This is a genomic window from Spirulina sp. CCNP1310, from assembly GCF_034932185.1.
GTDB lineage: Bacteria > Cyanobacteriota > Cyanobacteriia > Cyanobacteriales > Spirulinaceae > Spirulina.
Genome location: NZ_JAYGHW010000065.1, coordinates 127,719 through 140,928, shown reverse-complemented (window position 1 = coordinate 140,928; position 13,210 = coordinate 127,719). Strand labels below are relative to the sequence as shown.

The 13,210-nt window shown below is 54.0% G+C and carries 14 protein-coding genes and 1 tRNA gene; 8 read left to right on the top strand and 7 right to left on the bottom strand.

What is annotated here, in order from left to right; genetic code table 11:
- The first annotated feature begins 197 nt into the window (after positions 1-197).
- Both VB712_RS11510 and VB712_RS11505 read left to right on the top strand, forming a co-directional pair.
- Positions 198-812: a precorrin-8X methylmutase gene (locus tag VB712_RS11510; protein ID WP_323254781.1), complete on the top strand. Its 615-nt coding sequence runs from the start codon at positions 198-200 to the stop codon at positions 810-812.
- 143 nt (positions 813-955) lie between these two features.
- Positions 956-2,464, top strand: a complete 1,509-nt coding sequence (locus VB712_RS11505) for a UbiD family decarboxylase (protein ID WP_323254779.1) — start codon at positions 956-958, stop codon at positions 2,462-2,464.
- A 120-nt stretch (positions 2,465-2,584) separates the two neighbouring features.
- Here VB712_RS11505 and VB712_RS11500 read toward each other — a convergent pair whose 3' ends face one another.
- Positions 2,585-3,931 (bottom strand): MurT ligase domain-containing protein, encoded by a 1,347-nt coding sequence (locus VB712_RS11500; RefSeq protein ID WP_416236327.1) that lies wholly within the window; start codon positions 3,929-3,931, stop codon positions 2,585-2,587.
- Positions 3,932-4,037: 106 nt separating this feature from the next.
- Here VB712_RS11500 and VB712_RS11495 point away from each other — a divergent pair, with 106 nt between their 5' ends.
- From VB712_RS11495 to VB712_RS11485, 3 genes are all read left to right on the top strand, one after another.
- Positions 4,038-5,186: a hypothetical protein gene (locus VB712_RS11495; RefSeq protein ID WP_323254775.1), complete on the top strand. Its 1,149-nt coding sequence runs from the start codon at positions 4,038-4,040 to the stop codon at positions 5,184-5,186.
- A gap of 137 nt (positions 5,187-5,323) precedes the next feature.
- Positions 5,324-5,413: a cytochrome b6-f complex subunit PetN gene (petN, locus tag VB712_RS11490; RefSeq protein WP_323254773.1), complete on the top strand. Its 90-nt coding sequence runs from the start codon at positions 5,324-5,326 to the stop codon at positions 5,411-5,413.
- Positions 5,403-5,555: a hypothetical protein gene (locus VB712_RS11485; protein WP_323254771.1), complete on the top strand. Its 153-nt coding sequence runs from the start codon at positions 5,403-5,405 to the stop codon at positions 5,553-5,555. The genes petN and VB712_RS11485 overlap by 11 nt, the downstream gene beginning before the upstream one ends.
- Before the next feature lie 7 nt (positions 5,556-5,562).
- On the opposite strand, the gene VB712_RS11480 is transcribed toward VB712_RS11485, so the two are convergent.
- From VB712_RS11480 to VB712_RS11465, 4 genes are all read right to left on the bottom strand, one after another.
- Entirely contained in the window at positions 5,563-7,071 is a 1,509-nt protein-coding gene (locus VB712_RS11480; RefSeq protein WP_323254769.1) for a hypothetical protein, read from the bottom strand.
- A gap of 65 nt (positions 7,072-7,136) precedes the next feature.
- Positions 7,137-7,625: a signal peptidase II gene (lspA, locus tag VB712_RS11475; protein WP_323254767.1), complete on the bottom strand. Its 489-nt coding sequence runs from the start codon at positions 7,623-7,625 to the stop codon at positions 7,137-7,139.
- A gap of 75 nt (positions 7,626-7,700) precedes the next feature.
- Positions 7,701-8,273, bottom strand: a complete 573-nt coding sequence (locus VB712_RS11470) for a Uma2 family endonuclease (RefSeq protein WP_323254765.1) — start codon at positions 8,271-8,273, stop codon at positions 7,701-7,703.
- A 43-nt stretch (positions 8,274-8,316) separates the two neighbouring features.
- A tRNA-Val gene (locus VB712_RS11465) sits at positions 8,317-8,389 on the bottom strand.
- Between the two features lie 45 nt (positions 8,390-8,434).
- On the opposite strand from VB712_RS11465, the gene VB712_RS11460 reads away from it, so the two are divergent.
- The 3 genes from VB712_RS11460 to VB712_RS11450 are packed head-to-tail and all read left to right on the top strand — an operon-like array spanning position 8,435 to position 10,756.
- A complete protein-coding gene (locus tag VB712_RS11460) occupies positions 8,435-8,998 on the top strand; it encodes a metal-binding protein (protein ID WP_416236326.1) in 564 nt (187 codons plus the stop codon).
- A 55-nt stretch (positions 8,999-9,053) separates the two neighbouring features.
- A complete protein-coding gene (locus tag VB712_RS11455; RefSeq protein WP_323254761.1) occupies positions 9,054-9,632 on the top strand; it encodes a hypothetical protein in 579 nt (192 codons plus the stop codon).
- A 53-nt stretch (positions 9,633-9,685) separates the two neighbouring features.
- Positions 9,686-10,756, top strand: coding sequence for a RuBisCO accumulation factor 1 (locus VB712_RS11450; protein WP_323254759.1), 1,071 nt, complete (start codon positions 9,686-9,688; stop codon positions 10,754-10,756).
- 13 nt (positions 10,757-10,769) lie between these two features.
- Here the strand turns inward: VB712_RS11450 and VB712_RS11445 are convergent, their stop codons facing one another.
- Both VB712_RS11445 and VB712_RS11440 read right to left on the bottom strand, forming a co-directional pair.
- Positions 10,770-11,072, bottom strand: a complete 303-nt coding sequence (locus VB712_RS11445; protein WP_323254757.1) for a hypothetical protein — start codon at positions 11,070-11,072, stop codon at positions 10,770-10,772.
- Positions 11,073-11,076: 4 nt separating this feature from the next.
- Entirely contained in the window at positions 11,077-13,092 is a 2,016-nt protein-coding gene (locus tag VB712_RS11440) for a ribonuclease R family protein (RefSeq protein WP_323254755.1), read from the bottom strand.
- Positions 13,093-13,210: the final 118 nt, after the last annotated feature.

Genomic DNA, 13,210 nt, shown 5'->3' with positions numbered 1-13,210 from the left:
GTGAGGAGTGAGGAGTGAGGAGTGAGGAGTGAGGAGTGAGGAGTGAGGAGTGAGGAGTGAGGAGTGAGGAGTGAGGAGTGAGGAGTGAGGAGTGAGCCGGAAGTGGGGATTTTCCTCTATCCTCTCTTCTCTATTCTCTTTTCTTCCCCGAAGGCTTCTAAAATGGAGGGAGATTTTTTTCTGCCCAGAGCCAAACTATGGAATGGTCTATTACCGATGTCCAGGGGTTGGCGATCGTTGATCGCGAGCTTGGCCCCCACCGCTTCCACCCCGCTGAATACGAATTGGTGCGGCGTGTCATCTATGCAACGGGAGACTTTGACTATGGGGCGGTGCTGGGCTTTGCCGAAGGGGCAATGCTAGCGGGGGCTGCGGCCTTGGCGGCCCGAACCGCGATCATCGTTGATGTGCCGATGGTGATGACGGGGATTCTCCCCGCTGTCCAGGCGCGGTTTTTTAATCCCGTGCTCTGTGCTGCCGCTGTTCCTCCCCAAAACCAAGACCCCCGCAGTCCCATCGCCCAAGGCATCGCCGCCTTAGCCAATCAATACCCAGAAGGCATTTTTGTGATTGGCCAATCGATTACGGCGTTAAATGTCTTGATCGAACTGATTGAAGCGGAAGAAATTCAGCCCGCCCTCGTGATTGCAGCGGCCGCCGGGTTTGTAGATGTGGATGTGGCCAAAGAACGGCTTCAGGATTCAATGATTGCCAATATTCGCGTCAGTGGCCGCAAGGGAGGCGTAGGGGCCGCAGTAACATTACTCAATGGCTTAGTGGATTTGGCGGCGGTGGCTTATCCGGCTTCGTAAAGTCATTGCCCTCATCCCCCAGCCCCTTCTCCCAAAAATGGGAGAAGGGGAGCCAGATTCAAAGTCCCTCTCCCTGCCTGGGAGAGGGATTTAGGGTGAGGGCTATACTAAACACTAACGATAATCACGATTCACCAAAACCCATGGCCAGAGATTTACGGGGATTTATTGAACAACTGGAAACGCGGGGACAACTGCGCCGGATTACAGCAGAAGTTGATCCGGATTTGGAAATTGCCGAAATTGCCAACCGGATGCTGGCGGCGGGGGGGCCGGGGCTGTTGTTTGAAAACGTCAAGGGGGCAAAGTTTCCCGTTGCTGTTAACTTAATGGGGACGGTGGAGCGGATTTGTTGGGCGATGAATCGGGAGAATTTAGCCGATTTGGAAGATTTGGGGCGGAAGTTGGGGATGCTACAACAGCCCAAACCGCCGAAGAAAATTAGTCAGGCCATTGATTTTGGTAAGTTGCTCTTTGATGTGGTTAAGGCCAAACCGGGGCGGGATTTTTTCCCGGCCTGTCAGCAGGTGGTGATTGAGGGGGAAAATCTCGACCTAAATACATTGCCCTTGATCCGGCCCTATCCAGGGGATGCGGGGAAGATTATCACATTGGGTTTAGTGATTACGAAGGATGTGGAGACGGGAACGCCCAATGTGGGGGTTTATCGTTTACAGTTGCAATCCCCCACCACGATGACGGTGCATTGGCTCTCGGTGCGGGGGGGAGCGCGGCATTTGCGCAAAGCAGCGGAGGCGGGAAAAAAGTTAGAGGTGGCGATCGCCCTCGGTGTTGACCCGTTAATTATCATGGCGGCGGCAACACCAATCCCGGTGGATCTTTCTGAATGGTTGTTTGCGGGGTTATACGGGGACAGTGGGGTTAAGTTGGCGAAATGTAAAACCGTTGATCTGGAAGTACCGGCGGATGCAGAGTTTGTGTTAGAGGGGACGATTACCCCTGGTGAGGAGTTACCCGATGGCCCCTTTGGGGATCACATGGGCTATTACGGTGGTGTGGAGGATTCCCCCTTGATCCGTTTCCACTGTATGACCCATCGCCGTGATCCCGTTTACCTCACGACGTTTAGCGGCCGTCCCCCCAAGGAAGAAGCGATGATGGCGATCGCCCTCAATCGCATCTATACCCCCATCCTCCGCCAACAGGTTTCAGAAATCACCGATTTCCTCCTACCCATGGAGGCACTCAGTTACAAAATGGCGATCATTGCCATTGATAAGGCTTATCCGGGGCAAGCACGACGGGCAGCCCTGGCGTTTTGGTCAGCTTTACCGCAGTTCACCTATACAAAGTTTGTGGTGGTGGTGGATCAGGATATTAATATCCGTGATCCGCGTCAGGTGGTGTGGGCGATTAGTTCTAAGGTTGATCCGGTGCGGGATGTATTTATCTTGCCGGATACGCCTTTTGATAGTCTTGATTTTGCCAGTGAAAAAATCGGTTTAGGGGGGCGGATGGGCATTGATGCGACGACGAAAATCCCACCAGAAACGGATCACGATTGGGGGGAAGTATTGGAATCAGATCCGGCCATGGCGGCTCAGGTGGATCTGCGTTGGGCTGAATATGGGTTAGGAGATTTAGATTTAAAGGGAGTCGATCCCAATTTATTTGGTTATGAGGTGCGTTAGATACCAAGAAACCGGGTTTTTGGGAGGGTTTGGGGAGGCAATGAAAGAATAAATGCAGCCCGGTTTCTGGGTTGGGGGGGCATTTTTTAAACCGTGACCATGGAGCTAACCCTAGGGCCATCAAAGAATCTCCCGGCCCGTTAATAACTTGCGCACCTCCAACATGGCGGAATAGGTGGGGATAATGTGGAGGGTTTCATCGGCGGGAGTAGCCGCGATCGCCCCCTGCACCGCCGCCTCTAAATTTGGCTCAATGATCACCTTACAAGGATTCGCTTGATCTGGGGCTTGGTCTTGGCTATATTGGATGCGGAGGGCCATGTCATAGGTGCGATCGCCACTGACGATAATCGTTCCCCCCGATGCGGTGAGGGGTTCCGTATCCACATCCCAAATCCAAGAAACATCGGTTCCATCGGGGGTGCGATCATTGAGGATCAGTAGGGCAACTGAGGATTTTCCTTGCAGTTTTAAATCATTCACCGCCCGGATCGATTCGTTTAAACCCACAGGATTTTTAGAGAGCAAGATCCGAATATGTTTACCTTCAATGGTTAATTCTTCGGCTCGACCAAACGCCGCCTTAAAGGTGCGAATTGTTTGATTAATTTCATCACGGTTAATGCCCATGGATTGGGCCATTAATGCAGCGGCAAGGGTATTGTATTTATTGTAAATGCCGATTAAGATTTGCCCCCATTCCCGGCTATCAATATTGAGATCACTCTTTTTAAAATCACAACTGGGACAGGTATAATCGCCTAAATGGGAGAGATAAACCCCAGCATAATCGAGGGATGCACCGCATTGGGGGCAATAGATGGAGTCTACGGCGTGGGGAATTTCTTTGAGGTATAAATCCGGCTCAGTTAAGCCAAAAAATCGCACCGTTTGGGGCAGGTTTTTTCCTAAAAAGTTCAGTGTGGGATCATCGCCATTAATGACAATGGTAGTATCGCCAGGGAGGGGGGCGATCGCCCCCTGCCAACGGCGGCTAATACTGTCTACTTCTCCATAGCGATCTAACTGATCTCGGAATAAATTCAACACCAAAATATATTGGGGGCGACAATCTTTTAATACCAAAGGAAGAATATTTTCATCTACTTCTAAAATGGCGTAATCTCGATCTAATGTGCCGATCAAATTGGTATCTGCTAAAAGGGCGGTGATCAAACCGTTGATTAAGTTGGCTCCGGTGGCGTTGTGGGTGACGCGCTTACCGGCGTTTTCGAGAATGGTGCGCAGTAGCAATGAGGTGGTGGTTTTGCCGTTGGTTCCCACCACGAGGACAACGCCGGATTTTACCTGTTCAAACAACAGGGGCAAAACGCGGGGATGGATGCGTTGGGCGATTAAGCCGGGTAAAACGCTGGCGGCTCCGAGGTTGAGGCCCTTGACGATGGCGGTGATGGTTTTGGCGATCGCCACCCCTGCCCCCAACCGCACCCGATTTAATAACTGCATACCGTTAACCCCTAAGTTGCTCAAGCCAGAATCATAATAGTAGGAAACGGGAAACCGTTGAGAGCGCGATCGCGTCTTAAAGTTGAGTGTGGTGAGGATTGGTGTGATGAACAAAGCAGTTTTACGAGATCCCCGATTGTGGGTACGTCCTTTGGCGTTAGTGGCGGTTTCGATGGGCCTCCATGGGTTCTTACTCTGGTTGCCGTTGGTAGAATCTTCCCTGCCCAAAACTGAGGAAATGCCCCCAGAAGATCGGATTAAAGTCACGACGTTGCCCTTAGCCGATGCCCCCATCACGGAGGCCCCAGCGGCGGAGTTGCCCAAACCGGAAACCCCCTGGCCGCAGCCCTCGCCCCCCATCACCCAACGCCAGCAGCAGCGACCTGCTCCTCAACGGCAGGTGACACAACCCGCCCCCCGACCGAAGCCGGAGCCTACGCCCTCGGAGGATCGCCCCTCAGCGCCGACAAATCCTGCTCCGAATCCCCAACCTACACCTCCAGCGGGCGATCCCCCTGTAAACCCAACCGATCCCCCTGGCAACCCGACGAATCCGCCGGGAAATCCGACACCCCCTAACCCTACGGGCGATCCCTTTGCCAATTTCCCCGCCTATCCCAACGCCCAACGGGGTTCGGAAAGTTTGTTCAATCCAGTTTTACAGGATGCGGCTCAAAATACCCCCGATGCCCTGCCTACCGTGGCGGCTTTTTACCAAGAGCAGGGGCCAGAACGGGACTTTACGCTGACGGTGGCCCATGAGGGGGAGGGGTTAAAGGTTTATCAGGTGGCGATCGCCAATGTCACCCCCCGTTATCTCCATCTGCTCACCTTGGAGCAAAAAACGGTGATGATGCTCCTTTCGGAACCCTTAGATCAAACCACCTTGGCCCGTTTGCAGGAGGTGGAGAACCTCACACCGGAAGAGCGGGAGTTTGAACAGTTCTTTGCTCAGTTGTACCGCGATCGCGCTATGGCGGATTTTGAAGTAGATGGAGCGGTATTAGCCAGCCTCCCCCCCACCTTGGCCAGCGATCCCGCCCGGCTCCAACCGAGGGGAAAAATTGCCCAACCCTTAAGCACCGCGAAATCCGACGTTTTAGAGCGGATGCGTCAAAATAACCGCTACTTTGCCCCCATGGAGATTGTGCCAGGTACAGGAATTTACAGCGTCAATAGCGAATTGCCCTTGGTTCACTTTGTTGCCCTTGATGGGGGTCAAGCAACGGGGGTGATTACGACGCTGCCCCAGTAGGGGCGTTGGCGTAAGCCTGCCGGAGGCACAAAAATCTTTCGCCCCCAAATTTTCGCCCCCACGGTCTTCTCCACTGGGATCGGCTTTGATGGCATAATAAAGAGCGTTGTTTTAGCCAAAGGCATCAGCACGGCATTATGGATATTTTGACATTGGGTTGGGTTGGGGTTCTTGCTTTGTTTACTTGGTCGATCGCAATGGTGGTGTGGGCCCGCAATGGATTCTGAACTGTTTTACAACATTTCACTGCTTGACCTCCTGTTTGTCGCCGCCATTGCCCTCCTGATTGCGGTGAGTGGCGGCGTGCTTTATCTTTCCACGATTGAATGGCGCGATCGCCGTCGTCAGGGTCGCGATAAAAAAATGTAATTCCCCCTTAGCGGCAACGCCCCCCGGAGCCAGTCGCCTCTCCACTGCGAGCGCAGGGATGGGTTGGGCTGGCTTTGCCGTTGTCTTGCCATGGCATTAACTGGGGATCCAGTAAAATTGTATTGGGGGTGAGGCGGGTATCATTGGGGTTGGGTTCCGGGGATTGCACCACCGGGCCACCGTTGAACGTGGTTCCCGTGTGGTGATGGACGTTGTAGCCGTTGGAATTGGCCCCGCCGCGATTGTGGGCCGCAATCACCTGCTCTAATCGGGTGTTGCCACTGCCACCCCAAACGCCGCCCCCTTGGAAACCGGCTTGATTGTGTGCCAAAGTTGTGCGTTTAATCTCCACCTGAGCCGCGCCCGCGAGGAGCATCGCCCCGCCTAAACTGACGGAGCGATCGGGGGCAATGGCTTGATTGCCCCAAAATGTGACGCGATCCATGGCGATCGCCGACTCTTCCCCACTCCAGAGGCCGCCCCCCTGTTGTTGAGCCTGATTTTCAGCCAAGACGACATTGATTAAGCGCAACGCCGCGCCCCCGCCATGGCGAATGCCCCCACCCAAGGCACTGCGATCGCGACTGGCCACAACGCGATTCTGAAGAATCGTCGTATCTTTGACTTCGATTTCATCCCCCCGATAGGCAAAGAGAAACAGGCCCCCACCTTGACCCGCGCCGCGATTCCCCACAAACCGGCTGTTTAAAATGGCAATCTTGCCCCTCGTGCTAGCATCGGGGGTTGCCGATGCGCCATCGGTATAGATCGCCCCCCCATAGCCCAAATCGTAACCAAAGGGGCTGGCAAATTGTCCACCCCTGCTGCTGTCGTTATTGATAAACGTTGAACCCTCAACCCGCAGGGAACCGAGGACAGTGTTAATTGCGCCGCCATTGATCCCCTGATTGGCTTCAAAATGACTGTTGAGGATCACCGTTTGGCTTTCACTGGCGACGGCGATCGCCCCCCCGCCCCGTTCCCCTTTACCCCCCTCACTATTAGCCACCGCCTGATTTTGCACAAACCGGCTCCCCTCCACCCGCAGCCGACTGCGATAGCCGCTAAAAATCGCGCCGCCCCCATCCCCATGGGCATAATTTTGGCGAAACTCGCTGCGGCGTACCGTGAGATTGCTACCCGTGCCGGTGCGAATGGCTCCCCCGGCTCCGGCTAAACCTTGGGTTTGGGTGCGGCCATTGATCAACGTGAACCCCTCCAAGGTGGCATTCACCCGTTCCCCCACTTCAATGATGCGGGTTTGATTGCTCCCATCAAGGATCAGGTTTGAAGCGGTGATCAGCGTCAGGTTTTGAGCAATCACAATGGGTTGCCGGAGTTGAAGGCGATGGTTAGCGGGACAATTGAACTGGATGGTCGTATTGGGGGCCGCTTGGGCGATCGCCCCCCGCACATCCGCATCGCGGCATTGACCCCCCACCACAGCAGCCCGCGCTCCCGAACTAGCAAACATGGCAAGCAGGGCTAAACCAAAACCCACGGGCAAATTTTTCATAATACTCACGATGGAACAATGTGCGGTTTTGACGGGGGATCGGGGGAAAGTTCAGGCCAACCTGATTAACGGGCCGGGCGGGAAAAACTGCGGGAAATTTCCAAACCCAGCAGGCAAAAAATGCCGATATTAATGAAAATGTCGGCTAGGTTAAACACAGGGAAATTAATACCGCGAAAATCCAAAAAATCCACCACATGGCCATAGAGGAACCGACAGATGCCATTCCCTAAGGCTCCGGAGAGGATGCACCCATAGCCGATTTGCTCCAACTTAGCCATTTTGGGAGTCCACAGCACATAGGCCATTAGCCCCAAACTGACGAATAACGAGAGCCACCGCAACCAATCCGCGCCCCCGGCAAAGAGGCTAAAGGCTGCGCCGGTATTGGTGACGTAGGTGAAGTGAAAGATATTGGGCCAAAGGGGGATGGTTTCACCAATGAAGCTAAAACGGGCCATCACCCAATACTTAGTAGCTTGGTCTAACACCAGGCCAAACAGGCCCACAAGCCAAAAGCCACGGTTTTTGAGCAGGGTATGGCGCAGGTTCATAAAGGGCAATCAGATGAAACGGGCGTTTCCCAGTATCGCAGATCTGTGGCGGTGGCGGATTGCCCCAAGGAGCCTTTACCAAATGGGGGCGAGGTTGAGGATAAAGCCGGGGAGTTCAGGATCGCCGCTGATCTGGGTAATTTCGCCCTGGCATTCCACCGGCTGACCAGGGCGATAAATGTAGACTTGGCGATCCTGGCGATCAATCAGCCAACCCAATTGGCTGCCATTGTCGATATATTTTTGAAGTTTGGCCTGCAATGCTGCCAGGTTGTCACTGGGAGAGAGGAGTTCGAGGACAAAATCAGGGCAGAGGGGGGGAAATCGCCGTCGTTGGTCAGGGGTGAGGGCTTGCCAACGAGATTGGGCAATCCAGGCAATATCGGGGGAACGATAACCGCCCCCCGGCAGTTGAAAACAAGTCGAGGAATCAAACACCACACCCCAATCCCCAGATTCATTCCAAATCACAAAACGGGCGGTTAAAAGGGCGTTATTTTTCCCGGTTTCTCCCCCTGTGGGTGGCATGATGATCAGTTTTCCTGTGGCACTGCGTTCCAACTTGAGATCGGGATTATCTGCACACAAGGCCTCGAACTGCTCCGGGGTGAGGGTGGCGATCGCACTCACATCGAGGGTATAGATCATCAAACCAACCTCCATGGGGAAGGGTTGAGGGGGTTTTCGAGCATGGACGGTACTGGACTCGAACCAGTGACAGCCTGCTTGTAAGGCAGGAGCTCTACCAACTGAGCTAACCGTCCGGTACGATGGATCATCATAACACAAATTTCGTCAAAAGCCAAATCATGCCCTCTGGCCGCACCCACGATCGCATCACCCTTTGGAGCCTGCCGGTCATTGTCGGGTTAACCACCCTCTCCACCCGTAACGCCACGGTGACGCTCCTGGTTGCGGGGGGCTATTTGTTCAGCGGCTTGATGTTTGGGCCGGATTTAGATATCTATTCAGTGCAATTTAAGCGGTGGGGCTGGTTGCGGGGACTGTGGATTCCCTATCAACGCAGTATGCGCCACCGCTCCCGCTTTTCCCATGGCTTTTTATTAGGCACAATCTTGAGATTGTGTTATTTGTTGGGCATGATCGGTTTAGGAATTTGCCTGCTGATCCTCCTAGGGCAAGCTTTTTTTAATCTCCATTGGGATTGGGGGGAGCGGGCGATCGCCCTGGGCAGTTGGTTGGGGAATCATCGCATTGGCTTGATCGCTTTATTTATTGGGCTAGAATTGGGGGCCATGAGTCATGCGATCGCCGATTGGACAGGTTCCCGCTATAAACGCTGGCAACGGCAACAAACCCCCCGCCCCGCCAGGAAATCGCAGCATGAATCCCAACGCAAAGTCAAACGTTAAATTTTTTTAAATCATATTAATTTTTGTAATCATTTTATTAATATAGGAAACCATTGTGAACGGTGCAAAACCTCCAGAATTAGAAAATCAAGAACAGATTAAAGTGCAAGAACTCACGTTGATTTTGCAGCACTTAATCGAGCGGGAAGAAGTCACAGTCCGCTTCATTCTGGATCGCCTCTATGAAATGGGTACGGCAAATCTGATGCACCATCATGTGCAATGGCGATCGCTCCATCCCCCCCTTTATCACATCGCCCGCCTCTCCCAACCTCTATTCCGTCGTGCTGGGATTCTCTGGTTTAACCATCATGGGGCTAAACTCATCACCCGTTGGCTTCATTCCCTCGTTCGCTTTAAACCCGCACCAGAACCCCAAACCCTAGAAATCACCGCCTACACAGTCACCAACGCTGAGATCAAACGCCTACCCCCCAGCATGATCATCCAGCACCCCCAAGTTCAGCAATTGCGATCGCAAGTCCGGTTATTAGGCCTCTGTTTAATTGGCGGCATCGCCATGGTGAGTAGCAGCATCTTTTGGCTGGACTATCGTCTTAAACCCGCTACCTCAGAATTTCTGCAAGATCAAGGCCCGCAACAGGTCAAATACAAGGATGACAGCCATCTTTAACCTAATCGCGCTATCATCACTTGTTGGCGTTCGTTTTAACCTGAGATTGCCTCATGTCTTTTTCTCCCTCTAATCCTCTTGATGATGAGCTTGCCCAAGCCACATTGCAGCAACTGCGCCGCAAAGAAGGCAGTTGGGTCGATTGGGGAAAAGGGTGTCAACAACTCCAAAAGGCGGGTTATAGTCCCCAGGATATTTTTAGCGAAACCGGCATTGAACCGGCCTATCAAAACTTAACGATTGTCGCGTCCCAAGTGTTTGAAAGTCTGGTGGCGGAAGGAGCAGCGGCGGAACTCTTAGATTATTGCCGGGGGCCCCGCAGTGATGTGCTCTATGAATTGCGGGTGTTGAACCATAGCCAACGGTTAGCGGCGGCGGCCTTGGCGATGGATAAACGCCTCGATGCCGAGGAAACGCGACAGGTGACTCAGGCAATGAAAGAGTTTAAGAAAGCTGGTGCTGCTCCGGCGGAGTTCACGAACCATCCGGGGGATGCCATGGCCTATCAAGTGTGGCGCTGGGCCAAGGCGAAAAAGGATTTACAGGCGCGATCGCGCCTCATTGCCCAAGGCTTGAAATTTGCCCATTCCGAGGGTGCTCGCCGTCAAATTGAATCCCTCCTCAGTGATTTCAGCGTCACGCCCCTTGATCGCCCGCCGTTACTGCCCCTCTACCGTTTAGAGCAGGAGGATGAATTGCCCCGGTTAATCCCCGTTGTGGGGACGTTTCCCCTAACGGTGAGCCAAGTGGATGCGATCGCCCCCATCACCGAAATTGAACCCTTTCGCATTGCCACCGTCACCACCCAAACCCAATATGTCCCCATCCCCGGCTGGCAAGCGGTGCTCAAAGCCGAAGACCCCATCGCCATCCTCTGTCGTAACAGCGATCTGCCCAACCCCCCCGATGGCCCCCTAGAGCAGGTGGTGGTGGTAGTAGATCGGGCCAGTCAAGACTGGCACAATCAAGCCTATTGGTTAACGGCTCAGGAAAAAGAAGTCGAACTCAACTGGTTTAGCAGCGCTCCTGATGTCGATATTTTGGGGCAGGTGGTGTTGATCCTGCGGCCGAAACGGATTCTTGATGAAAATAATTTGCTCGAACCTTGGCAGATGGATGATTAATCGGGGGGGCGGATTAGGCCAAACGGTGGAGGAATTGGCGGAGGTGTTGACAGCCTTGGGGGGAGGTTTCCGTCGCCCCCAACAGGGGGATCACCTCTGTATCCAAAGCGGGGCGAAAACCTGCACTGGGCCAGACGATATCTGGACAACCGTCAAGGGTGTAAACTGCGGCTCCCATCACCAATAACGTCGGCCGCACCCAACAGGTTTGCCGCTGGGGCATCACCTGAATCACTTCTGCATAGAGACGGGTCTGTTCGGCTTCGAGACAGACAATTTGATGGGCTTGAAGCGTTGCGGGGCGATCGCCATCCATGGTTTTAACTGGCCGCCGCCGTCACCTCAGAGGCCACCATTTCCCGGAAACGGATCACATCATGGCGGGGGTCAGCGGCACTCACCTGGACACCAAAGCGATCGCCTAAAGCAATGGAGCGGTTAAACCGATGGGGCAATTCCAAACCCAAATCCTCCAGCAAAATTAACCCCAACTGCTCATCTTCCCGCAGCCAGCGCAACATCTGCACCTCCCACACCGTATCCGCATGGCGGCGCAAATATTCCAGCGTCCAATAGCGGTTCGTTTGCCGCTCCACCAAGATCGCCTCCTGAGCCGAAGCGGTAACAGTGTAGAGAATTTCCTGCAATTGATCCGCTGCTAAGGGGGGCGTTTCTCCCCGTAAAAAGGCCTTGATCTGAAAATGGGTGAGCAGATCGGTATAGCGGCGGATCGGGGAAGTGGCTTGGGTGTACACCGGCAGCCCTAAACCGGCATGGGGGGCAGGGGTCACACCCATTTCACTGCGGGGCATACAGCGGCGCATGGCACAGAACCGCACCGGCCCCGCTGGTAACTGCATCAATTCTTCTTCCGAGGGCAGTTCCGGCTGAGGTTGACCCCGGAAGGGGACGGGGATATGATTCGCTTGGGCAAACCGGCCCGCGACTTCGCTGGCGAGGATCATCATTTCCGCCACCAGTTGGCGCGATCGCGCCTCATAAAGCACCTCAATACTAATCTCCTCCTCGTTCTTCACCTTAATCGAGGATTCTGGCATCCGGATCTCAATGGAGCCTTGGGATTTACGCCAAGCCCGCCGCAGTTGCGCTGCCTGGTTGAGGGCGATAATCTCCGGCTCGGCTTGGATTTCCAACTCCAGCATCTCATCCACATCCATATAGGTGAGGCGGTAGGTGGGTTTGATCCAACTGGCATGGATACTGTAATCGGCGATCGACCCCAACTCATCCAAAACCACCCCAAAGCTCAAGGCGTTGCAATGCTGCCCCTGGATCAAGCTCATCGGGCCAGTGGCCAGTTCCTTGGGGAACATCGGGATCATTCCCGTGGGTAGGTACATCGTCGTACTGCGGCGACGGGCCTCTAAATCCAACTCCTCCCCCAAAACGAGAAAACGGGTGGGATCAGCAATGTGAATCCACAGTTTCGTTTCCCCCGTGGGCAGGGGTTCAATACTCAGGCCGTCGTCGATTTCTTCCGTGCTTTCATCGTCAATGGTGTAAACCTTGAGATGGGTTAGATCAAGGCGGCGATCGCCATCGGCATCGGGGGGGAGAGCGTGTAAACAGGAATGAGCCACATCGAGTACCTTCTGAGGAAACTGGATTGGGGAAGCACTGCGCCGGAGGAACAGGTTTTCATGGGGAGACCACCAGCCAATCCGCACCAATAGATCAAAGGCCCCTTCCGGGGTGGTGGGGAGTTGGAGGCTGCTGAGTAATTCCTGAGCAGCCTTGTGGGTCTGCTCCGGATAGAGAACGAATTTTTCCAAAGCGTCCAACCGGGGGCGATCGCTTTCTGGCCAGTTTACCCTTTCTCCCCCCAAGGCCGCCGTTAACCGCGCCAAGAAATTGACCCGCTCCGTTTCCCGCTGGGTGGCCATCGTCAGTTGATGCTTGAGTTCTTCCACCTGACTCGCGGGGCGCGGCTCATAGACATCGCCTTTTTTCTTGAAGTAAATCCGGTCATCAGCAAGGAGCAGATGGGCCGCATAACAAATCGCCGGGTCTTGGGCATCGTAGAGCAGTTGCGCCAAGCTAGCCGGTGTCACCGACTCCCCCGCTTCAATGAGCAATTCCCAAGCCACCTCCAAACTATCGGGGTCTACATAGCTTTGCACCGTTTCCCAAAAGGTCGGGATTTCTGTAGCGCGATATCCCGAACCAATTTCGTATTCAACCCGTTGGGGCTTGAGGGAATGGGCTTGCCCCCGTTCATCAATGACAATCCAGTTTTTTTTGCCCTCAGGACGATCAACGACCGCTAATTTGCGATCGCCTTGATTCCTAAATTCGATTAATGTACCTTTGTCCACCCCTTCGCCCTATCCCCATGATCTTTTCCTAACCTATCATAGGCTACGGGATACCCTCCGGGGCAAACCCCACCCAACCATCGAGGCAAAATTAATGTAGAGAAATTTTGCGATCGAT

Coding starts and splice junctions, on each gene's coding strand:
- VB712_RS11510 (WP_323254781.1), top strand. CDS start 198: ATGGAATGGTCTATTACCGATGTCCAGGGGTTGGCGATCGTTGATCGC.
- VB712_RS11505 (WP_323254779.1), top strand. CDS start 956: ATGGCCAGAGATTTACGGGGATTTATTGAACAACTGGAAACGCGGGGA.
- VB712_RS11500 (WP_416236327.1), bottom strand. CDS start 3,931: ATGCAGTTATTAAATCGGGTGCGGTTGGGGGCAGGGGTGGCGATCGCC.
- VB712_RS11495 (WP_323254775.1), top strand. CDS start 4,038: ATGAACAAAGCAGTTTTACGAGATCCCCGATTGTGGGTACGTCCTTTG.
- petN (WP_323254773.1), top strand. CDS start 5,324: ATGGATATTTTGACATTGGGTTGGGTTGGGGTTCTTGCTTTGTTTACT.
- VB712_RS11485 (WP_323254771.1), top strand. CDS start 5,403: ATGGATTCTGAACTGTTTTACAACATTTCACTGCTTGACCTCCTGTTT.
- VB712_RS11480 (WP_323254769.1), bottom strand. CDS start 7,071: ATGAAAAATTTGCCCGTGGGTTTTGGTTTAGCCCTGCTTGCCATGTTT.
- lspA (WP_323254767.1), bottom strand. CDS start 7,625: ATGAACCTGCGCCATACCCTGCTCAAAAACCGTGGCTTTTGGCTTGTG.
- VB712_RS11470 (WP_323254765.1), bottom strand. CDS start 8,273: ATGATCTATACCCTCGATGTGAGTGCGATCGCCACCCTCACCCCGGAG.
- VB712_RS11460 (WP_416236326.1), top strand. CDS start 8,435: ATGCCCTCTGGCCGCACCCACGATCGCATCACCCTTTGGAGCCTGCCG.
- VB712_RS11450 (WP_323254759.1), top strand. CDS start 9,686: ATGTCTTTTTCTCCCTCTAATCCTCTTGATGATGAGCTTGCCCAAGCC.
- VB712_RS11445 (WP_323254757.1), bottom strand. CDS start 11,072: ATGGATGGCGATCGCCCCGCAACGCTTCAAGCCCATCAAATTGTCTGT.